The organism is Actinomycetota bacterium (assembly GCA_009923495.1).
In the GTDB taxonomy this organism is placed as follows: Bacteria; Actinomycetota; Actinomycetes; order S36-B12; family UBA5976; genus UBA5976.
Genome location: RFTJ01000011.1, coordinates 21,053 through 41,709 on the forward strand (window position 1 = coordinate 21,053; position 20,657 = coordinate 41,709).

22 protein-coding genes and 2 tRNA genes are annotated in these 20,657 nt (G+C 48.8%); 21 read left to right on the top strand and 3 right to left on the bottom strand.

Annotation, left to right across the window (positions count from 1 at the left end):
* Positions 1-19 precede the first annotated feature (19 nt).
* The 4 genes from EBS36_04950 to EBS36_04965 are packed head-to-tail and all read left to right on the top strand — an operon-like array spanning position 20 to position 3,166.
* Positions 20-832 (top strand): hypothetical protein, encoded by an 813-nt coding sequence (locus EBS36_04950; GenBank protein NBU32499.1) that lies wholly within the window; start codon positions 20-22, stop codon positions 830-832.
* A gap of 9 nt (positions 833-841) precedes the next feature.
* Complete coding sequence (gene rsmA, locus EBS36_04955; GenBank protein NBU32500.1) at positions 842-1,693, top strand: 16S rRNA (adenine(1518)-N(6)/adenine(1519)-N(6))-dimethyltransferase RsmA; 852 nt, start codon at positions 842-844, stop codon at positions 1,691-1,693.
* A gap of 4 nt (positions 1,694-1,697) precedes the next feature.
* A complete protein-coding gene (locus tag EBS36_04960; protein ID NBU32501.1) occupies positions 1,698-2,606 on the top strand; it encodes a 4-(cytidine 5'-diphospho)-2-C-methyl-D-erythritol kinase in 909 nt (302 codons plus the stop codon).
* A 44-nt stretch (positions 2,607-2,650) separates the two neighbouring features.
* Entirely contained in the window at positions 2,651-3,166 is a 516-nt protein-coding gene (locus EBS36_04965) for a MarR family transcriptional regulator (GenBank protein NBU32502.1), read from the top strand.
* On the opposite strand, the gene EBS36_04970 is transcribed toward EBS36_04965, so the two are convergent.
* A complete protein-coding gene (locus EBS36_04970) occupies positions 3,163-3,837 on the bottom strand; it encodes a TetR/AcrR family transcriptional regulator (protein NBU32503.1) in 675 nt (224 codons plus the stop codon). The two genes, EBS36_04965 and EBS36_04970, sit on opposite strands and share 4 nt — an antisense overlap.
* Before the next feature lie 139 nt (positions 3,838-3,976).
* Here EBS36_04970 and EBS36_04975 point away from each other — a divergent pair.
* The 15 genes from EBS36_04975 (at position 3,977) to msrA (ending at position 17,332) form a co-directional block, all read left to right on the top strand.
* Positions 3,977-4,050 (top strand) — tRNA-Gln (locus EBS36_04975).
* A 91-nt stretch (positions 4,051-4,141) separates the two neighbouring features.
* The gene (glmU, locus tag EBS36_04980) at positions 4,142-5,524 is read left to right on the top strand and encodes a UDP-N-acetylglucosamine diphosphorylase/glucosamine-1-phosphate N-acetyltransferase (GenBank protein NBU32504.1); all 1,383 of its coding nucleotides are present in this window, start codon (positions 4,142-4,144) and stop codon (positions 5,522-5,524) included.
* Between the two features lie 5 nt (positions 5,525-5,529).
* Positions 5,530-6,510 (top strand): ribose-phosphate diphosphokinase, encoded by a 981-nt coding sequence (locus EBS36_04985; protein NBU32505.1) that lies wholly within the window; start codon positions 5,530-5,532, stop codon positions 6,508-6,510.
* 140 nt (positions 6,511-6,650) lie between these two features.
* Positions 6,651-7,112, top strand: coding sequence for a 50S ribosomal protein L25 (locus EBS36_04990; GenBank protein NBU32506.1), 462 nt, complete (start codon positions 6,651-6,653; stop codon positions 7,110-7,112).
* A 3-nt stretch (positions 7,113-7,115) separates the two neighbouring features.
* Positions 7,116-7,688, top strand: a complete 573-nt coding sequence (locus EBS36_04995; GenBank protein NBU32507.1) for an aminoacyl-tRNA hydrolase — start codon at positions 7,116-7,118, stop codon at positions 7,686-7,688.
* On the top strand, positions 7,685-8,536 hold the full coding sequence (locus tag EBS36_05000; protein NBU32508.1) for a 3'(2'),5'-bisphosphate nucleotidase CysQ: 852 nt from the start codon (positions 7,685-7,687) through the stop codon (positions 8,534-8,536). Before EBS36_04995 ends, EBS36_05000 begins: the two co-directional genes overlap by 4 nt.
* Positions 8,533-12,018, top strand: coding sequence for a transcription-repair coupling factor (mfd, locus tag EBS36_05005; GenBank protein ID NBU32509.1), 3,486 nt, complete (start codon positions 8,533-8,535; stop codon positions 12,016-12,018). Before EBS36_05000 ends, mfd begins: the two co-directional genes overlap by 4 nt.
* Positions 11,973-12,644: a hypothetical protein gene (locus EBS36_05010; protein ID NBU32510.1), complete on the top strand. Its 672-nt coding sequence runs from the start codon at positions 11,973-11,975 to the stop codon at positions 12,642-12,644. The genes mfd and EBS36_05010 overlap by 46 nt, the downstream gene beginning before the upstream one ends.
* Before the next feature lie 3 nt (positions 12,645-12,647).
* Positions 12,648-13,307: a nucleoside triphosphate pyrophosphohydrolase gene (locus tag EBS36_05015; GenBank protein NBU32511.1), complete on the top strand. Its 660-nt coding sequence runs from the start codon at positions 12,648-12,650 to the stop codon at positions 13,305-13,307.
* Positions 13,308-13,450: 143 nt separating this feature from the next.
* Positions 13,451-14,728, top strand: a complete 1,278-nt coding sequence (locus EBS36_05020; protein NBU32512.1) for a phosphopyruvate hydratase — start codon at positions 13,451-13,453, stop codon at positions 14,726-14,728.
* Between the two features lie 18 nt (positions 14,729-14,746).
* Positions 14,747-15,178 (top strand): septum formation initiator family protein, encoded by a 432-nt coding sequence (locus EBS36_05025; GenBank protein ID NBU32513.1) that lies wholly within the window; start codon positions 14,747-14,749, stop codon positions 15,176-15,178.
* A 5-nt stretch (positions 15,179-15,183) separates the two neighbouring features.
* On the top strand, positions 15,184-15,681 hold the full coding sequence (locus tag EBS36_05030; GenBank protein NBU32514.1) for a DUF501 domain-containing protein: 498 nt from the start codon (positions 15,184-15,186) through the stop codon (positions 15,679-15,681).
* Complete coding sequence (locus EBS36_05035; protein NBU32515.1) at positions 15,672-16,598, top strand: Ppx/GppA family phosphatase; 927 nt, start codon at positions 15,672-15,674, stop codon at positions 16,596-16,598. The genes EBS36_05030 and EBS36_05035 overlap by 10 nt, the downstream gene beginning before the upstream one ends.
* Positions 16,599-16,655: 57 nt before the next feature.
* Positions 16,656-16,730, top strand: a tRNA-Leu gene (locus EBS36_05040).
* Positions 16,731-16,747: 17 nt separating this feature from the next.
* The gene (msrA, locus tag EBS36_05045) at positions 16,748-17,332 is read left to right on the top strand and encodes a peptide-methionine (S)-S-oxide reductase MsrA (GenBank protein ID NBU32516.1); all 585 of its coding nucleotides are present in this window, start codon (positions 16,748-16,750) and stop codon (positions 17,330-17,332) included.
* Here msrA and EBS36_05050 read toward each other — a convergent pair.
* Positions 17,311-18,555 carry an MFS transporter gene (locus EBS36_05050; GenBank protein NBU32517.1) on the bottom strand — a complete coding sequence of 415 codons (1,245 nt, stop codon included), beginning with the start codon at positions 18,553-18,555 and terminating at the stop codon, positions 17,311-17,313. The genes msrA and EBS36_05050 overlap by 22 nt on opposite strands.
* Before the next feature lie 103 nt (positions 18,556-18,658).
* Between EBS36_05050 and EBS36_05055 the strand changes: the two genes are divergently transcribed.
* Both EBS36_05055 and EBS36_05060 read left to right on the top strand, forming a co-directional pair.
* Positions 18,659-19,657, top strand: coding sequence for an ATP-binding cassette domain-containing protein (locus EBS36_05055; GenBank protein ID NBU32518.1), 999 nt, complete (start codon positions 18,659-18,661; stop codon positions 19,655-19,657).
* Positions 19,654-20,505 carry an ABC transporter permease gene (locus EBS36_05060; GenBank protein ID NBU32519.1) on the top strand — a complete coding sequence of 284 codons (852 nt, stop codon included), beginning with the start codon at positions 19,654-19,656 and terminating at the stop codon, positions 20,503-20,505. The genes EBS36_05055 and EBS36_05060 overlap by 4 nt, the downstream gene beginning before the upstream one ends.
* On the opposite strand, the gene EBS36_05065 is transcribed toward EBS36_05060, so the two are convergent.
* The coding region (locus EBS36_05065; protein NBU32520.1) for a transcription elongation factor GreA at positions 20,502-20,657 on the bottom strand (156 nt) is incomplete at its 5' end. The two genes, EBS36_05060 and EBS36_05065, sit on opposite strands and share 4 nt — an antisense overlap.

Below are 20,657 nucleotides of genomic sequence, written 5' to 3' on the forward strand. Positions count from 1 at the left end.
CTACGCCTTGGAGACCTGTATGAGTTCACGCGGACGTCGCCGCGCCCCAGCTCGTCATGCCAAGCCCAGGTCGATTTCGAGTCTTATTGGGCCTTTAACAGTTGTTGCAGTTTTAGTTTTGGGTGGATCAGCTGCTACTGGAACAACAGGATTTGCTAATGCAAATTCCGGCTCAGAGACCGCCGCGAGTAAAAGTGTTTCAGGGGTAACTCGGATATTGCCAAACACTCCTGGGGCAATCAGGACCACTCGAACCGTAACTGCTGTCAAGAAAGTTGCGGTCACCAGCAAAATTATCCATTCTGCTGAAGTAGAACGCGGCACCAAACTGCTTCGCAGTAAAGGTACTAAGGGGACGGTGAAATATGTTTACCAGGTTCGAGTCCTGCAGGGTAAGCAGATTGCTAAGACTCTAGTTTCCAAAAAAGTTCTGAACAAAGGCAAGCCCGCGGTCTACATCGTTGGCACCGGTAAGCCAGTCGCTCTAACACTCGATGCCAAGGCAGCGGCAGCTGGTACGGGCACACCCGAGGGCAATATGAAGTTTGCTCAGGTGTACATCGCTAAAAAATATGATTGGAATCAGACCCAGTACGGCTGCCTCGTTTCACTTTGGGACAGGGAAAGCCACTGGCGCCACACTGCACGAAACCGTGGAAGTGGCGCATATGGAATTCCACAGGCAATGCCAGGCGACAAGATGTCCAAGTTTGGCGCTGATTGGCAGACCAATCCAATTACGCAGATCAAGTGGGGCGCTAATTACATTGAGAAGCGCTACAACACTCCATGTGGAGCTCTGGAGCATTCCAATTCAACTGGTTGGTACTAATCGGGCGTAATGTCAGATAACCTTCTTGGTGCTGCTCAAATTCGCAAACTCGCAAGCGAACTAGATTTAATTCCGACCAAAAAATTAGGTCAAAATTTTGTCATCGATCCAAATACGGTTCGCCGCATTGTCGATTTGGCTCAAATTGATAGCAACGATGTTGTCGTTGAAATCGGACCAGGTTTAGGCTCGCTCACTCTTGGACTACTGGAGTCAGCTAAATCAGTGATTGCTGTCGAGATTGACGCTAGGTTGGCCGACCAACTATCAAGGACAGTTGCAGGAATTAATCCAGAGTTGCTACCTAAATTGACAGTAGTTAATCAGGATGCATTACAAGTTAGCGAACTTCCAAGTTTGGCTACCAAACTCGTGGCAAATTTGCCGTACAACATTTCGGTACCTGTAATCCTGCATTTTCTGGATAAATTTCCAGATCTTTCGCAGATTTTTGTGATGGTGCAAGCAGAAGTCGGTGAACGATTAGCTGCCGCTGCCGGCTCAAAAGTCTATGGAGTGCCAAGTGTTAAGGCGAGGTATTACGCAGAAGCGAAACTTGTAGCAAACATCAGTCGCCAAATTTTCTGGCCCGTTCCGAATGTTGATTCGGTATTGGTCCGGCTAGTACGCCACGAAAATTCGGGCACTGCCATAAGCAAGACCGAGTTATTCCCCATCATTGATGGCGCATTTAGTCAGCGACGCAAGACGCTTCGATCTGCACTTAGCAACCACTTTGGCGGCACTGAGCAAGTCGAGCGAGTGTTGAGATTAGCAAACATCGACCCCAAACTTCGAGGTGAGCAACTTGATTATTCAGGTTTTTTGGCAATTGCGATGGCTGCTCGCGAAGTAAAGTGACGTTGTGGCTAAATCTGTAACAGTTCGAGTACCGGGCAAAGTAAATATTTATTTGGGAGTGGGACCCAAAGAGTTCAGCGGATACCACCAACTAGCAACAATTTTTCAGTCAGTAAACATTTATGACGAAGTGACGGCCACCCAAGCCGATGAGTTTTCGATAGTCGCCGAGGGTCCATTTGCAGATCAAATTCCTACCGATTCTTCAAATCTAGTCTGGTCAGCTGTCAAATTAATCGCTGCTGCTTGTGGTGAAGATCCAAATGTTCGGATAACAATCAATAAAACAATTCCAGTTGCTGCAGGTATGGCTGGTGGTAGCGCTGATGCAGCAGCAACCTTGCTTGCTTGCGACGCACTCTGGCAGGTTGGAATTAGTCGCGACCAGTTAGATGCAATGGCGCGTGAACTAGGTTCAGACGTGCCGTTCATGTTGCATGGCGGATGTGCGATTGGCACTAATCGAGGCGATGTACTTGCGCCGGTAATGACCCGCGGAACATTCCATTGGGTTTTCGGGACTTTCAAGCAAGGTCTTGCTACTTCTGCAGTTTACGAAAGAACGGACAACTTGCGAGGTCCAAATTTTAGTGAACTTCCCAAGGTTCCAGCGGAGGTGTTAGCCGCAATTACTCAAGGGGACAGTGTCGCATTAGGTCCGCTGTTAAAAAATGATTTGCAGATTGCCGCGTTGACCATGAAACCGAGTTTGGCTGCAGCGTTAGATTTTGGCTTAGATTATGCAGCACTTGGTGCAGTAGTGTCCGGCAGTGGCCCGACCTGTGCTTTCTTGGTTGAGGACGAGAAAGCGGCTATAGATCTGGCAGTAGCGCTATCAAGCTCTGGGCTTGTTGATCAATGCATCAGAGCGCATGGCCCAGTTCATGGCGCTCGAATAGTCACTAATCATTAGCAATGCACGATTCTTATCCAGCCTAAGCGCTTAGAATCTTCTTTGTGACCACCGATGAAGTAGATCAGTTAATTGCAGCTTGGCGCCGAGAACGACCTGATCTCGATGTTCATCCATTGGAAGTTTTATCCCGAGTAACAAGGCTTGCTCGCCACCTAGATATTGCTCGGCGCGAGTCTTTTGCCCTGCATGATCTTGAACCTGGTGAATTTGATGTCCTTGCTGCTCTGCGCAGATCTGGTCGGCCATACGCACTAACACCTTCGCAACTGGTAACGGCCACATTGGTCACAAGTGGAACCATGACCAATCGAATCGATCGACTTGTTGAGAAAGATTTTGTTCACCGCGGTCCAGATCCATCCGATGGTCGTGGCGTTTTGGTCGCACTCACAAGTACTGGCCGAGGCAAAGTGGATCTGGCGCTGCAGGACTTACTTAAGCGCGAACAAGAGTTGCTTAAGGATGTGTCTAATGAAGAGTTCTCTGAACTAGTAAGTGCGCTGCGAAAGATCGTTTCGCCACTCGATAATCACTTAGCGCATCCCGAAGTGGATTAACGGCGAGATATCAGGCGTGGAGCGCGCTGCAAATCACTGGCACCGTTCCAAACTAAATTGACTAGATGGGCAATCACTTCGTCCTTCTTTGCGCCACCAACGTCAAGCCACCATTGCCCAGTAAGTGCGACCATGCCAACGAACATGTGTGCATACATTGGCGCCATTCGCTTCGGGAATCCTCGATTGGCAAACTCTTTTCCAAGGCGTGCTTCAACCTGAGATGCTACATCGGAAAGCAAACTCGCAAAGTTGCCAGTAGCTGTCGCCACTGGTGAGTTTCGGACCAAAATTCTAAATCCATCAGTGTGGGTTTCGATGTAATCAAAAAGGGCAAAAGATGCTTGCTCTAGTAACACTCTAGGATGCTCAGCAGTTAGAGCCTGTGTGATTGAGCCAAGGAGGTAATTCATTTCCCGATCAACCACTACTGCGTAAAGTCCATCTTTTGAACCGAAGTGTTCGTAGACTACGGGCTTGGAGACTTTGGCAGTAAGGGCAATCTCCTCGATGGTTACTGCCTCAAAACCCTTCTCAGCAAATAGTGCTCGCCCGACTTCAATCAGCTGAGCTCGACGTTCGTGTCCGGTCATTCGCACACGATCAGCATCGACTAAGCGAGGCCGAGCAGACTCCAGTGGGTCATCTTCGTGGTCAATTGTGACTGCCATGTACTGATTAAACCTGCTTTTTCCGGACGGAACGTACTCACTCAAGGCTAGCGTAGGAAATCAAACGCTAATGTTCACTGCCAAAATCTAGGCAGAGTTTGGGAAAAGCAGGTGAAGAGCCTAAGATTTCTAGGGACTTTCCCGGTTCGTCTAACGGCAGGACAAGTGCCTTTGGAGCACTGAATAGAGGTTCGAGTCCTCTACCGGGAGCCATTTCTTAAGTAGGGTTGTATCTGTGTCAAACAGCAATGAGCCCAATCCGATCCAAGTAGCCATAATTTTGGCTGCTGGCCAAGGCACGAGAATGCGGTCTGCAAAATCTAAAGTGCTGCATTCTGTTCTAGGTCTACCAATCATCGATCATGTAATAAATACCGTTGAACAAGTCGGGGCAAAACACAAAGTTGTAGTCGTGGGACATCAGCGCGAGGCAGTCACTGAACATCTAGCGACTTACTCTGGGCTACAAATAGCTGTCCAAGAAACGCAAAACGGAACGGGACATGCCGTCGCCGTGGCATTGGCAAGTTTGCCCGACTCACTGCAGGGCTCGGTACTTGTCTTAGCCGGCGATGCTCCACTGGTTACCCAAGAAGATATCCAGCGCTTAGCGATTGCTAAGCAGAGCTCTGCGGTAGCAATTCTGTCGGCTGAACTCACTGTGCCCGATGGTTACGGGCGCATAGTTCGCGATGCTACTGGCGAAGTACTGAAAATTGTTGAACATCGTGATGCTTCAGATGAGGAGTTGCTGATAACTGAAGTTAATTCGGGAATTTATTGCTTTGACCTAGAGCAATTACGAAATGCAATCGACAGTATTGGTAGCAACAATTCCCAAGGTGAGATTTATCTAACCGATGCGATCGAGATTATTAAGCACCTGGGACATCCTGTCCAGGCAGTGCTTACGAGTAGTGAGAACATTCTTGGCATCAACGATCGCAAACAGCTTGCCGAGGTGACAGACATTCTTCGCCATCGCATTTTGGACAAATGGATGCTTGCTGGCGTCACCATGGAAGATCCGGCCACAACTTGGATAGAAACTACCGTTTGCCTGGATCAAGATGTCACACTGTTGCCTAATGTGCGGCTTGTTGGCCACACTTCTGTGCAAAGTGGAGCGGTAATCGGCCCAGACTGCACATTGGAAGACACAAGAGTTTTGCCCCGGGCCAAAGTTATCAAAGCGACAACCATTGATTCCATTATTGGCGAAGCCGCACAGGTCGGTCCCTATGCATACTTACGGCCGGGGACGGTTTTAGGCACAGGTGCAAAAGCTGGTGGGTTTGTCGAGATGAAAAATGCTCAGTTAGGTGATCAAGCGAAAGTCCCACACTTGTCTTATGTTGGCGATGCCGAGATCGGCGAGGGGACAAACATCGGAGCTGCCACAATTTTTGTGAATTATGACGGAGTGCAAAAACATAAGACGGTAGTTGGAAAGCACGTTCGAATCGGCAGTGACACCATGCTGATAGCTCCCGTAATCATTGGTGATGGTGCTTACACTGCCGCTGGCTCGGTAATTACCGAAGATGTCCCTGCAGGTGCAATTGGTGTTGGGCGGTCTCGACAACGCAATATTTTGGATTGGGTGCTAAGGCGCCGACCCGGTAGTGAGTCCGCTAAGGCGGCAGTGGCAGACTCAGGTAATAACAGTTCATCCGTGGAAGGGTAATAAACATGACCGGAATCACCCAGAGCAATGCAAAGCGAATGGTTCTTCTGGCAGGTCGGTCACATCCTGAACTTGCTCAAGCAGTAGCGAACGAACTCGGCGTTGAACTGGTGCCGACTCGGGCTTACAACTTTGCTAACGGTGAAATCTTTGTGCGATTCGAAGAATCAATCCGCGGCTGTGATGCATTTGTATTGCAGACCCACACTGCGCCGGTGAATGAATGGATCATGGAACAGTTGCTAATGGTCGATGCCCTAAAACGTGCTTCAGCAAAACGCATTACCGTTGTCGCTCCTTTCTATGGTTACGCAAGGCAAGATAAAAAACATGCTGGACGCGAGCCAATCTCAGCCCGCTTGATGGCAGATCTCTTTTCGGCAGCTGGCGCTGATCGCTTAATGAGTGTTGACTTGCACACAGCTCAAATTCAAGGATTTTTTGACGGCCCAGTGGATCACCTTTTTGCGTTACCAATTTTGGCTGCGCACATTGGTCGCACAGTTGACCGTAACAAAATCACAGTCGTTTCGCCTGATGCAGGTCGAGTTCGGGTCGCTGAAAGATGGACTGACATCTTAGATTCGCCATTGGCAATAATTCACAAGCGTCGCGACCCTGACGTGCCAAACGAAGCCAAGGTATTAGAAGTAGTCGGTGATGTTGAAGGCCGCATATGTGTCGTCGTCGATGACATGATTGATACCGGTGGCACAATCGTCAAAGCTTCCGAGGCACTTTTTGAAAATGGCGCGGCCGACGTTATCGTCACAGCAACACACGGCATCCTTTCGTCGCCGGCAGCCGAGCGACTACAGAATTCTCGAATTAAAGAGGTTGTTGTTACTGACACTTTGCCGATCGCGCCAGAGAAACAATTCCCAGGGCTGACAGTTCTGCCTATTGCGCCACTGTTGGGCCGGGCGATTCGCGAAGTCTTTGATGAAGGCTCGGTTGCTGGTCTTTTCGACCATGTTGGCGTCTAAAATTCGGTTAGTTTGACCGGATCTCTCTTTTACCTTTAATCTTGAGTTGCTCCTCGGCGAGGGCTTCGCATTCTGCGACAGCCGTTATCGACGAAGGTCTCCTGCGGAGCATTTCCGCGACCTAAGTAGAGGAGTTCTAAATGTCATTAGTCGCAAATATCCGCACAGATTTCGGCAAGGGTGCCGCGCGCAAACTTCGTCGCGAAGGGCAGACCCCAGCTGTTATTTACGGCCACGGAACTGCTCCGGTGCACGTTAGCTTAGATTCACACGAATTCACTCTTGCACTTCGCAAGAAGGGCACGTCTATCGAGATCGTTCTTAACGGCAAAACCGAGACGGTAGCACCTCGAGATATCCAAATCGAACCAGTTCGTCGCTATGTCGAACATGTTGACTTGGTGCTGGTAACCGCCGCCGAAGCTGCTTCAATCGCCCGCGCTGCCGCCGAAGCTAGCGAGGCTGCTGAGGCTGCCGCACTAGCTGCCGCCGAAGCTGCTGCCGCCAAAGCTGCCGCTCGAGCTGCCCGTCAGGAAGATGAAGCTGCTCCTAGTGGTGAGAGCGTTGAGGCACCAGTAGAGGCGCAAGAGTCAGCGCAATAGTCCGTGGCAAACACATGGCTTGTAGTGGGACTCGGAAATCCGGGTCCCACTTACGCGTTAAATCGACACAATATTGGTGCTCGAGTGATCGAAGCCTTGGCAAGCGAAGCAAACGCGAAGTTAAGTAAACATAAGCGAACTCAGGCCTTAGTTGCTGAACTGAAGATTGCTGCGAATCAGCTTATTGTTGCGCAACCGACTTCATTCATGAACGAATCTGGCGGTCCAACAAAAGCCTTAGCAAATTTCTACAAAGTCAGTCCTGAACACTTGATTGTGCTGCACGACGAATTAGACATTGAGCTAGGAGCAATTCGAATTAAATTCGCGGGTGGGGACAATGGTCACAATGGGCTTAAGTCAATCCGTAAGTCATTAGGAACTGGTGATTGGTACCGAGTGCGACTGGGAATCGGGCGACCGCCTGGTCAGCAAGATCCAGCAGATTTTGTCTTGCGTAACTTTGCTTCCAGTGAACAAGCTATTGTTCAAGATTTAATTGCCCGTGGATCAGATGCAGTTATTCAGCTAGTGTCCACGAGTCTTGAAGAGACGCAGAATCGTTTCAACTCATGAACGATCACAACTTAGCCAGAAAACTCGCTACTGAGGCTGGCAAAATCTTGCTATCAGTGCGGGGTAAAATTTCTCCATTAACTCCCGGCCAGATGCCAGATTACGATGTTGCCGAACTCGGCAGTCGGGGCGATAAGTTAGCAAATGAGTACCTCCTAAGCCAACTAAATCTACTTAGACCTGATGATGTAGTGCTGAGCGAAGAAGGAATAGATCCGAGTGCTCGACATGGCGCAGAGCGTGTTTGGATCATTGATCCACTTGATGGGACCTCAAGTTTCTCTCGAGGGTATCCAGGCTTTGCCGTTCACGTAGCTCTATGGGAAGCGCAGTCAACCGCTCCTTCGCAAATAGCGGCCGCAGCAGTATGTGTGCCAATGATTTCGGCAACTTATTCGACTGCCGATCGAGTTATTTTTGAACCAGCATTTGATTCAGGAGTGCATAGCAATTTGCATATGCAAGCTGTTGACTGGGCGTTGTCTGCTGCCGATGGAATTCGAATAGTTACTTCGCCAACCAATCCTCCAGATCGACTCTCAGATATCTGCACACAACTGAGCAAAGATTTTTCACAAGAGGCAGTTATTGAAAAGCGTGGTTCCGTCGGGGCAAAGTTAGCGCACATAATTGCAGGCAAGGCTGACATCTATGTAAATACCTCCGGCTTTAACGAGTGGGACATCGCGGCACCGTTAGCAGTTGCTAGACATTATTGCCTCGCAGCCTCTTTACCAGATGGTGGCGACTTTGCTTTCAACCAGGAAGACGTCACGGTTCCAGGAGCCATTATCTGTCGCCAAAAATACTTCTCATCAGTCTTGAAGGCACTGACAGATAGCCAATGACCTTCCCTAAAATTTCTAAGAGCTTAACCGAGGCAGATTTTTATCGAAAAATTTTTGAATCACTCGAATCTGGTGATGAGGCCACGGTCAGTGCCCCCAGTAGTGCATCGCCGCACGTGATAGCCGCGCTGGCCATCAGTGGCAAGCAAATTCTGGTGGTAACTCCCAGCGAGCGATCAGCTCAGGAAATCTGCCAGTGCTTAGCGGACTTTATTACTCAAGATGCCATTGCATTTTTCCCAGCATGGGAAACGCTGCCGCATGAGCGGCTAAGTCCTAGTAGCGAAACAGTGGGTCGTCGAATTTCAATTCTTCAACGACTAACCAATCCAGGTGAGGCAACACCGATTCAGGTATTGGTAATGTCGGTTCGCTCGTTTATTGCACCGATAATGACCGAACTTACTTCGCTCCCACCGCTGAAATTGGTAAAAGGAGATGAAATTTCCATTGCTGACCTCGGTAGAAAGTTAACTGAGCTGGGCTTTGAGCGAGTCGAAATTATTGATCGGCGTGGTCAATTCGCGGTTCGGGGCGGAATTGTTGACATATTCCTGCCAACAGAGGACCATCCAAAACGTATTGAGTTTTGGGCAGACACGATCGATGACCTACGAGAATTTTCGGTAGCAGACCAACGTTCGCTGCCTGGGGTAGTTGATTCGTTAAATATCACCGCTTGCCGAGAACTACTGCTTACCCAAAGTGTTCGGCAGAGGGCAACAGAACTTATCGACTCATTGCCAAACTTCGCTCCCATGTTAGAGAAAATTTCAGAGGGCATTTGGGTCGAAGGTATGGAAAGTTTAACTGCACACCTAGTTTCAGACCTTAAATTAGTTAGTGAACTTTTGCCAGGCTCGTGGCTTGGTGTCGAAGTACAACCGGAGCGCATAATCGCTCGAGTCGATGAAATTGTCAGCACCAGTGCGGAATTTTTAGCAGCTGCCTGGCATAACGCAGCAGATGGCAATGCTGTACCCTTGGCGCAGACTGAGACCGGTTTGCGCGATTACCAAGAGGCTAAGTTAGTTAATCCACAATTCAACTGGTGTGCCATTTCCAACTTGAGCGCACCAGATTCAATCGCTACGAATTTAGTAGTGCCATCGGAATATCGAGGCAACATGAACAAACTTGTTGCAGACGTTCGTTCTTGGTGGGCAAAGAACTTAAGCGTCGTCATCGTTATGAATGGCGCAGGAACTGCGAATCGACTAGTTGCAACGCTCTCTGAGCTAGACATCGCAGCGCGGCTAGCAACAGAGCTCAAGTTTGAGCCTCGAGTCGTAGAGGTAATAGTTGGCCACCAACTCCAAGGCTTTATCTCTGAGGACGCCAAATTAGCGGTGGTAACCGAATTCGACATTTTTGGAACACGTGAGTCCAATCGAGGTAGTCGCAGTATGCCCGCTCGGCGCAGGACGACTATTGATCCACTAACCCTGCAAACTGGTGATTATGTAGTTCATGATCAACATGGCGTTGGCAAATATGTTGAATTAGTTTCTCGAAGTGTCCAAGGCGCAACTCGCGAGTATCTAGTAATTGAGTATGCAGCTAGTAAGCGTGGTCAGCCCGCGGACCGATTATTTGTGCCCATTGATCAACTTGAGCATGTAACTAGATACATCGGTGGCGAAGCCCCCAGTTTGAATAAATTAGGTGGCGGAGATTGGGCAGCCACAAAATCGCGTGCCCGGAAAGCTGTTCGCCAAATAGCCGCTGAACTCATCCGCCTGTACGCGGCTCGTATGGCCAGCAAGGGTTTTGCTTTTAGTCCAGACAGTCCCTGGCAGCGGGAACTTGAAGACGCATTTGATTTTGTCGAAACCCCAGACCAACTTTCGACCATTAACGACGTGAAAGCCGATATGGAACGTGAGACGCCAATGGACCGAGTAATTTGCGGTGATGTTGGCTATGGCAAGACTGAAATTGCTGTTAGAGCTGCTTTTAAGGCAGTGCAGGACGCAAAGCAAGTTGCGATTGTGGTGCCAACAACCTTGTTAGTGCAACAACACTTTGAAACTTTCTCTAGGCGATATGCGCAGTTTCCGATCTCAATTGCACCACTATCGCGCTTTCAAAGTGAATCTCAAATTAAGAAAAATTTGGCCGGCATCTCTGACGGATCCGTAGATGTAGTAATTGGTACCCACAGATTATTCAGCTCTGATGTCCGCTTCAAAGATCTTGGCCTAGTCATTGTCGATGAAGAGCAAAGATTTGGTGTCGAGCACAAAGAACATCTGAAGGCGCTTAGAACAAATGTGGACATGCTGACCATGTCAGCAACGCCAATTCCTCGAACTTTAGAAATGGCAGTAACGGGAATTCGAGAACTGTCCACTATTCAAACCCCGCCCGAAGACCGATTGCCGGTATTAACTTCTGTTGGTCCGTACGACGACAAGTACATCGCTGCTGCGATTCATCGAGAGCTGCTCCGAGATGGTCAGGTCTACTATGTTCATAATCGGGTAGCCAGTATTAATCGGGTTGCAGTCAAGTTGGCCCAACTAGTCCCTGACGCTCGCATTGCCGTTGCGCATGGGCAAATGAACGAGCATGAACTAGAGCGGGTAATTGTTGATTTCTGGGAACACAAATTTGACGTGCTAGTCAGCACAACCATTATTGAAAGCGGACTAGACATCCCTAATGCCAACACTTTGATTGTGGATCGAGCTGACACTTTTGGTTTGGCACAACTTCATCAGCTGCGCGGAAGAGTTGGAAGAAGTCGAGAGCGTGGTTACGCTTACTTTCTCTACCAGCCAGATCGCCCACTTTCTCAGACTGCACATGATCGACTGGCAACTATTGCGGCTCATACTGATCTAGGTGCTGGAATGGCAGTTGCAATGAAGGACTTGGAAATTCGAGGAGCGGGCAATTTACTTGGTGGCGAACAAAGCGGACACGTTGCTGAAGTGGGTTTTGATTTATATGTCCGATTAGTCGGTGAGGCAGTCGCTGAAGTTCGTGATGGCGAATCTGCTGAATCAGAATCAGTCATCCGAATTGAGCTCCCAATTGAAGCACACATTCCCCACACTTATGTGCCACAAGAGCGATTACGCCTAGAGGCATATCAAAGATTGTCGGACGCGCGCACAACTGAGGCAGTGACTGAACTTGAGCATGAACTTGCTGATCGGTATGGGCCTTTGCCTGGCGAGGTTTACCGGCTTTTAGAGATTGCCCGCCTTCGAGTGCTGTTGCACGGCCTGGGCATCAGCGACTTAATTGCCGCTGGAACTGCCCTGAAAATCTTCCCCGCAGAACTGTCGGAGTCGAAGCAGATGCGACTTAACAGACTCTACCCAGGCAGTCGAATACAGCCAGCAACGCGTACGATTGTCCTACAGTTGCCTCAATCTAAAAAACTTGGCAGCAGTGCAAGTGGCATTGCGGGCGAGGATTTGGTTGACTGGGTGAGCAACGCAATAAATACTTTATTTGGAACTGCAAGTTGAGGAATGGTGTCGTGGGCAAACTCGCAAAACTAAGTGTGCTGGTAGGAATTCTGCTGCTAATTGCTGGCTGCTCCGACAAGGCTAATCAGACTGGCTCTGCTGCAACAATCGGTAACAGAGTAATAAAGCAGAAAATTGTAAATGAACAACTCGCTGAGATACTTAATGACCTGCCGGAAAACAGTTCTCAACAACCGGCTCCAGATGCTGGCACTATTGGACAGCTAGTCGTTAGTAGGTTAGTGATCTCTGATTTAGTTAACGAGGCTCTAGTTAAGTTAGATACAAAAGTTACTGATGCGGAAGTGATTTCTCTGCGAGATCAAATATTTTTGCAGTACGGACAGGATGCAGTTATCCAGCAATTGGCTACGACCCAAGGTGTGCCAAAGAGTCAGATTGATAGCTTTTTCAAAACGATTCTCGGCCAAGGTTATGTTGGGTCTGCCCTTGCACCGAAAGGCACCCAAAAACAGCGAAGTGTGGCAGCAGCAAACTACTTGACTCAGCTAGCAGCATCTGAGGGAGTAAATGTCTCCCCAAGATATGGCACTTGGGATCCACAGCAAATGCAGGCTATGGGTCTAGACAACTCCTTATCGTTCTCGCTATCCACCACACAGTAATTTATGTCTGAATCCGTAACTCGTCTTGTCGCGGTGATGGATCAACTTCGATCACCAGGTGGCTGCCCGTGGGATGCTGAACAGACACATGAGTCACTTGCTCGGTACTTATTAGAAGAAACTTACGAAGTACTAGAGGCAATGGACCATGGTGACACGGCGGCATTGCGTGAAGAACTTGGCGATTTATTGTTGCAAGTGGTTTTTCATGCGCGAATAGCTCAAGAACAGGATGCGAATTTCACGTTAGATGCCATAGCCGATGGCGTTGTTAACAAATTGGTTCGACGGCATCCACATGTTTTTTCTGACCTGCAGGTTACTTCGCAGGAAGAGCTAGAGGAAAATTGGGCGCAGATTAAGCGCGCAGAAAAACAGCGCGAATCAGTTATTGATGGCGTTCCCAAAGCGCTGCCTGCACTTCAGTTAGCAACACAGTTGCTTTATCGATCAAGAAAACTCGACATCGAATTCGAAGATACGCACTTAACCGACTCGATAGCGCAGTTGATTGGCGAGGTTAATCAGACCACAATCTCCGAGTTGCTAGTTTCTGTTGTGCAACTAGCGAGAACTCAAGACTTGGATCCGGAATCTTGCCTTCGTGCTGCGATGGCGGATTACCGAGCGTTGGTGAGCAAGTCTGAGGGACTGACACAATAACTACCCATTTCTCAAGGGATTTTACGAGTAAGTCGTTTTGAAGGTAAAGATTAACCATGCACTAGGCTATTGGTTGTGCAATGAGGCACGCCAAGAGTCGTTCGCCTCAACAATCGAATCTGACAGAAATATGGAGTAGACCCGTGTCCAGTATTGCCGACGTACGCGCCCGTGAAATCCTTGATTCTCGTGGAAATCCAACCGTAGAGGTTGAAGTTATTCTGGACAACGAAGCCACCGGTCGTGCCGCTGTCCCATCTGGTGCTTCAACCGGCGCCTTTGAGGCAGTTGAACTTCGTGATGGCGAATCTCGCTATCTGGGCAAAGGTGTTATCAAAGCTGTGGAAGCTGTCGAAGACAAAATCATGCCAGAGATCCTGGGTCTGGATGCAAGTGATCAGCGACTGATTGACCAAGTCATGATTGAACTTGATGGGACCGCAAATAAAGCTAACTTAGGCGCAAATGCCATCCTTGGCGTTTCGTTAGCAGTTGCAAAGGCCGCTGCTTCCTCGGCTGGTTTACCTTTGTACCGATATGTTGGCGGACCAAATGCGCACGTTCTGCCAGTGCCTATGATGAATATCATCAACGGTGGTGCACACGCCGATAGTGATGTCGACATTCAAGAATTCATGATTGCGCCAATTGGCGCCGAGACATTTGGTGAAGCACTTCGCATGGGTGCTGAGGTATATCACGCCCTCAAAGGAGTGCTCAAGTCAAAGGGACTTTCAACTGGGCTCGGCGATGAAGGTGGCTTCGCACCGAATCTGCCAAGTAACCGTGCTGCCCTAGAGTTAATCGTTGAAGCGATTGGCAAGGCTGGCTTCAAAGTTGGCGATGAAATAGCCCTTGCGCTCGATGTTGCAGCCAATGAATTATTCAAAGATGGCAATTATGTCGTTGAAGGCAAAACTATGTCATCTCAAGAAATGATTGATTACTACACCGGCCTAGTGACTGACTTCCCAATTGTGTCCATCGAGGATCCACTTGCTGAAGATGAATGGTCCGCTTGGCAACAAATTACGGCAGCTCTTGGCGAGCGTGTGCAGATTGTTGGAGACGACCTTTTTGTTACGAATACTGAGCGTTTAATCCGCGGAATTAATGAAAGTTCTGCATCAGCGCTTCTGGTTAAGGTAAATCAGATTGGATCGCTCACCGAAACAGCAGAAGCTGTTGAGATGGCGCATCGTGCAGGCTTCCGCTCGATGATGAGCCATCGATCTGGTGAAACTGAAGACACCACCATCGCCGACTTGGCAGTGGCCTTTAATTGTGGCCAGATTAAGAGTGGCGCTCCAGCGCGAACCGACCGAGTAGCCAAATACAACCAGCTTCTTCGCATCGAGGAAGATTTGGATGATGCGGCACGTTATGCCGGACGCGGTGCGTTCCCACGTTTCAAGGGCTAGTCACGGCAAACTAGGTAAGTGACTTCCTCACCGAAATTTAATTTGCGTACTTTTGTAGTCTTAGGCGCATTAGTCATTATTGTCATGAGTGTGGCTGTTCCGCTACGTTCTCTGGTGAAAGAAAAGCGAGATATTTCGGTACTTAAGTCACAAATTGCAGATAAGCAAAAGACGATTGCACAGCTCCAAGCCGATGCCAAGCTACTCGATGACCAAAATTATTTAAAGTCATTGGCACGCACTCGATTGAACTATGTATTTCCTGGCGAAATCGGACTGGTAGTTATTGACCAAGGTACTTCAACTGCCCTCGAAACAGTGCCGGGCGCATTGGTGCCAAATGACACTTCATCTTGGTACAGCAAGCTGTGGCGAAGCACTCAACTTGCTGACAAACCGCGTTCGCATAACGACCCACTTGTCATTCGTGACAAAGCCCAACAGAAGTAGCGCAAGTGCTATCCAACAAAGATCAGAAGGTAATTGAGGCTCAATTAGACCGACCGATTCGCGGAGGACTAGAGGTAGCTAGTCGCTGCGGCTGCGGAATGCCAAATGTCGTTCTTACCTCTCCACTACTCGAAGACGGAACACCATTTCCAACTACTTTCTACCTGACCTGCCCACGGTTAAATAGCGCAATAGGCACCTTAGAGGCAAACGGTGTCATGCGCGACCTCCAAGCGGAATTGGAAACAAATCCAGAATTAGCTGAACAATATTTGAAAGCGCACGAAAGTTATCTAGCAGTCAGAGAAACGCTAGGAGATGTCCCGCAAATTTCTGGAATAAGCGCAGGTGGAATGCCCAATCGGGTCAAGTGCCTACATGTACTGGCGGCCCACTCACTAGCTGCTGGTCCAGGCGTCAATCCGCTCGGAGATCGGGTTCTCGAGCTTGTCGGTGATTGGCGGTCATCAGGAACTTGTGCAAAGGAACTTGAATGCGAGTAGCAGCGATCGACTGTGGCACAAACTCAATCAGATTGCTGATTGCCGATATTGTTGCTGGCAAGTTGAGTGATGTCCTTCGGACAATGATCATTGTTCGCCTTGGGGAAGGTGTTGATCAAACTCATGAATTTTCGCAAGCGGCATTGACCCGCACATTTTCGGCTGTTGATGTTTACGCGCAGTTAATCTTTGAACATAAACCGGATCTGATTCGTTTCGTCGCCACTAGTGCCTCGCGAGATGTCTCAAATAGGGCAGATTTTTTTGCGGGTGTGAAGAGTCGCCTGGGCCTAGAGCCAACTGTAATTTCTGGCGATGAGGAGGCTCGTTTATCATTCCTCGGAGCAACAAAGGGTTTAGCCAGCTCAGCATCGACCCTCGAACCACCGTATTTAGTTATCGACATTGGCGGCGGCAGCACTGAATTTGTCATTGGTAATACCGAACCCCTTCGAGCAATCAGCATGGACATTGGCTGCGTTCGAATGACTGAACGACACCTAACGCAGGATCCACCTACAGCTGAAGAGGTAGCGGCAGCAACCCTTGATATTGATGCGGCAATTGCCAGCGCAGATCAGCAGGTACACCTTTCAACCGCAAAAACTTTAATTGGAGTGGCAGGATCTGTGACAACGGTTGCGGCCTTGGCTCTTGAGCTTGCAGAATATGATTCAACGAAAATTCATGGCTCACGAGTATCTGCTACCAAGGTTCATGAAATCACTTCCAATCTGTTAAGGATGACCCGAAGTGATCGCGCCAGATTGGGTGCGATGCATGAGGGCAGAGTTGATGTAATCGGTGGTGGCTCGTTGGTTCTTGATCGCATCATGCAGGCCACTGGATTGCCAGAAGTCATAGTCTCTGAACACGACATCTTGGATGGCATCGCTTATGACTTAGTTGCCGATTGATGTAAATCGTCCCCCAGTTAGGCGAAACACCTTGGCTCGTGTCAGGATTAGATGCTCGCCCCCGTAGCCCAATCGGTTAGAGGCACACGACTTAAAATCGTGCCAGTGTGGGTTCAAGTCCCACCGGGGGTACAGTCAGGAGGCATTTGATGAACGCTGAGCATTTGTTTTTGAAATCTGATATTCATGGCCCTTGGGCACCCGAGTTTGAAAAAATTTATTTCGGTATGGGCTGCTTCTGGGGAGCAGAGAAAAAACTCTGGGCAGTTCCAGGCGTCAAAGTTACCGCAGTTGGTTATATGGGCGGAACTGCATCGGATCCAACTTATCCTCAGGTTTGTACGGGCGAAACTGGCCACGCAGAGATTGTTTTGGTTGTTTACGATCCTGCAGAGGTTGATTTTTATGAACTCATGAAAGTCTTTTGGGAGAACCATGACCCGACCCAAGGCAACCGCCAGGGCAACGACATTGGCACTCAGTACCGCTCAGCAATTTACTGGACCACCGATGCACAGCGAGACTTCGTTTTAAAAACTAAAGCTGCTTACCGAGAAGTATTATCCTTGGCGGGTCTGCCTGAGATAACAACTGAGATTTCCGCTGCCGAGGGAAAAATATTTTGGTACGCCGAGGAATATCACCAGCAGTACTTAATCAAGAATCCGAACGGCTATGATTGCCACGCTAACACCGGCTATGCCTTGCCAAGTCAGGATTTAATCGAGTTGTAGTTTGACTCAGTTTGTTCAGGCTTGATGCGAGTTTCGCGAGTTCGAATTGACATGTAAAAGGCAAACAGTGAAGCTGCTGCGGCAGTGGCAAAGGGAACAAAGTAGCCACCAGAAGAATCTTTTAAGTATCCAGCCACTAGCGGACCCATAATTACCCCAAAATCACCAACCATTTGAAATAGTCCAATAACTTGGCCACCTTTTCGATCTTTAACCATATCGCCCACAATCGCTGATGGAGCTGCTCCCAAATATGCGGCGGATATTCCGAAGAGCAACATGCTCAAGTAAAGTGCCGCCAGAGATTCACCGGTTGCTAACACCACTAAGGCAGTGGTCAAAATTGTTGAACCTAGTATCAATGCCGGCTTTCGCCCCCTTGTGTCAATGAAACGACCAGAAGTGGGCAGAAGCACCGCTTGCATCACACTTGAAATTAGGAAGCTAATGCTTGCTGTTTTGGTATCGCGGTTCAAAGCTTCAGTGACAAAGAGTGGGATCAAAGAAATTCGCAAGCTGAAGCTTGTCAGACTGGTAATTAGATTTACCGTTAGTGCCGCGCGATACGGATGTTCCCGCAATGCCTGCCTTACCGGCATCACTTCAACTTGATCGATCCTTTCCTCGGCTGATGTCACTTCAGAACGTGGCAATTTGTCCAAAGTGCTTAACGCCGTGATAACGGCAGCCAGCAGCGTAGCTGAGTAAACAAAAAATGGTGCGCGGATACTAAAGTGCACGACTATTCCGCCCACAGCTGGTCCGGCTAGCCCGCCAAATAAGAATCCACTTTGATACAAACTTGTGGCGCGACCACGACTTTCACTGTCGACTTTGTGCAAAAGCAGTGACATCGCGGCGACAGTAAACATGGCAGAGCCAGTTCCACCAATGGCTCGCAAAATTAAGAGTTGCGGATAGGTTTGGGCACTCCCGGCTAATGCGCTGGAAACCGAGACGATACTTAGGCCTACGCCCAGAACCCAGCGCTCACCGAATTTATTGACCAGCCAACCACTCGGCGAAGCGCTTACAAAGCGCATTAAGGCAAACAAACTAATGACCGCGCTGGCCGCAAATGCAGAAACCCCGAAGGATTCAGCAAATACTGGCAAAACGGGGGCAACAATGCCGTAGCCAAGTGCAACGCAGAAGGAAATTGCTGTTACTACAGCAACTTCCCGAGGTAGCCCACGGAATTGCCGAGTAATCACAAAGTTCATTTTGATGCTGTTGCGCCTATCGGTTTAATGACACATTAAACCCTAGCCGAAGTAGGCAATTGTGCTAGTTTAAATTTAAATCATCAATGAAATGTGAGTAATTTTGACACTGGCAATTGAAGTCTCGGGACTTAAAAAGAACTTTGGCGAAGTGCAGGCGCTGCGCGGAATTGATTTCACAGTTGAGCAAGGAACTATTGTTGGCCTACTCGGGCCAAACGGTTCAGGCAAAACGACAACTGTTCGAATTTTGGCAACTTTGCTTAAGGCTGACGGTGGCTCAGCAAAAGTTAGTGGCTTTGATGTGGCAACAAATTCGGATGCAGTAAAAGAAACCATTGGTCTTACTGGACAATATGCGGCTGTAGACGAGTACCTCACTGGTCGTGAAAATTTGCAACTCTTTGGCCAGCTGTTTCACCTTTCTAAAAAGCAGGCAAGTGAACGCGCCGATGAGCTGTTACAGCGATTCGATTTAGCAGATGCGGCCGATCGCGGAATTAAGGGCTACTCAGGCGGTATGCGTCGTCGCCTTGATTTGGCAGCCAGCCTAATTGGTCGGCCCGAAGTTTTATTTTTGGATGAACCAACAACTGGTTTAGATCCCCGTAGTCGACTTGGTATGTGGGAAGTCATCGAATCACTTGTTGCTGGCGGTACGACAGTTTTGTTAACAACCCAATATCTAGAAGAAGCTGACCAATTGGCATCACGGAGTGTGGTTTTAGATCATGGCTCTGTTATCGCGCAGGGAACTTCTGATGAACTGAAGTCACAAGTCGGCGGCGACAGGGTAGAACTAGTAGTTGACTCACCAGATCAGACTGAATCAGCAAAACAGGCACTAGCACCAATTGCCTCAGGAGAAATAAATTTGAATGTGCAAGAGCATAAAGTTATCGTGCCAACTTCAGGTGGTTCGCGAGCCGTTGTCGAGGCAGTCCGGTTACTAGACGAAGCGAAAATAGCGATAGCAGATATTTCGTTACGTCGTCCGACATTAGACGATGTCTTTCTAAGTTTGACTGGCCGAGTTGCCCAAGATGAAGTAAGCGATTCCGGATTAGCATCCAAAAAATCAAGAAAAGGAAGTCGTCGATGAACGCCATCAGTACATCAACAAAGTTTCGGCCAAAATTCGGCTGGCTTTTCTATGACACCTTAGCCGTGGCTCGTCGGCACGTAATCAAAATCACTCGCGTACCTGAGTCACTATTCTTCGCACTTATCCAGCCAGTGATGTTTGTTTTGTTGTTCGCCTTTGTGTTCGGTGGCGCTATCAATCTTGGTTCATCGGGCGGTGCCTTGGCATATCGCGAATATTTGATTCCAGGTATTTTTGCGCAGACCGTGATGTTTGCTGTTGGTGGCATAACAGTCGGCATTACAGAGGATGCAAATCGCGGAATTATGGATCGCTTCCGGTCATTACCCATGCGCCCAGGTGCGGTGTTGGGTGGACATACGCTTGCTTCACTTATTCAAAATGCACTAGTTCTGGTAGTACTTTCAACCACTGGCTTATTTGTTGGTTGGAGAATCCATAGTTCCGCCTCAGATGCGATTTTGGGCTATCTACTTCTAGCAACATTTGCTTATGCAATGACTTGGGTAGGTGCATGGATTGGCTTGCATATGCCCAGTCCAGAGGTAGCTGGAACTGCTGGTCTGGCCTGGATTTTTCCACTTACCTTTGGCTCAAATGTATTTACGCCGATTGCCACGATGCCGACTTGGCTGCAACCGATTGCACTTTGGAATCCAGTGTCTTGTTTGGCGTTAGCCTGTCGCCAGTTATTTGGAAATCCGATTCCATTTCCAGGCAACAGTTTCCCGGAACAGCATGCTGTTGAACTTTCCTTCGGCTACGCCTTCTTGATTCTAGCGATTTTTGCACCACTTGCCGTTCGTGCGTTTAAAACTCGAAACGTCGGTGGCCTGAAAGCCTAACCTCGATAAACTTCAGCGCTGACAATCTTTATGTTTAACCTTTTACCGTTTGGCGTCTCGTAAGAAATCTCAGCGCCGACCTCTTGACCAAGCACTGCTGAACCCAGTGGGCTGGTAGGCGAGTAGACATCAATATCGGTATGGGCTGCTTC

What these genes read in the sequence shown, in the direction of transcription:
- EBS36_04970 (NBU32503.1), bottom strand. Translation starts at nt 3,837, where the DNA reads ATGGCAGTCACAATTGACCACGAAGATGACCCACTGGAGTCTGCTCGG.
- glmU (NBU32504.1), top strand. Translation starts at nt 4,142, where the DNA reads ATGCGGTCTGCAAAATCTAAAGTGCTGCATTCTGTTCTAGGTCTACCA.
- EBS36_05035 (NBU32515.1), top strand. Translation starts at nt 15,672, where the DNA reads ATGCGAGTAGCAGCGATCGACTGTGGCACAAACTCAATCAGATTGCTG.
- EBS36_04990 (NBU32506.1), top strand. Translation starts at nt 6,651, where the DNA reads ATGTCATTAGTCGCAAATATCCGCACAGATTTCGGCAAGGGTGCCGCG.
- msrA (NBU32516.1), top strand. Translation starts at nt 16,748, where the DNA reads ATGAACGCTGAGCATTTGTTTTTGAAATCTGATATTCATGGCCCTTGG.
- mfd (NBU32509.1), top strand. Translation starts at nt 8,533, where the DNA reads ATGACCTTCCCTAAAATTTCTAAGAGCTTAACCGAGGCAGATTTTTAT.
- EBS36_05060 (NBU32519.1), top strand. Translation starts at nt 19,654, where the DNA reads ATGAACGCCATCAGTACATCAACAAAGTTTCGGCCAAAATTCGGCTGG.
- EBS36_05015 (NBU32511.1), top strand. Translation starts at nt 12,648, where the DNA reads ATGTCTGAATCCGTAACTCGTCTTGTCGCGGTGATGGATCAACTTCGA.
- EBS36_04985 (NBU32505.1), top strand. Translation starts at nt 5,530, where the DNA reads ATGACCGGAATCACCCAGAGCAATGCAAAGCGAATGGTTCTTCTGGCA.
- rsmA (NBU32500.1), top strand. Translation starts at nt 842, where the DNA reads ATGTCAGATAACCTTCTTGGTGCTGCTCAAATTCGCAAACTCGCAAGC.
- EBS36_05000 (NBU32508.1), top strand. Translation starts at nt 7,685, where the DNA reads ATGAACGATCACAACTTAGCCAGAAAACTCGCTACTGAGGCTGGCAAA.
- EBS36_05050 (NBU32517.1), bottom strand. Translation starts at nt 18,555, where the DNA reads ATGAACTTTGTGATTACTCGGCAATTCCGTGGGCTACCTCGGGAAGTT.
- EBS36_04950 (NBU32499.1), top strand. Translation starts at nt 20, where the DNA reads ATGAGTTCACGCGGACGTCGCCGCGCCCCAGCTCGTCATGCCAAGCCC.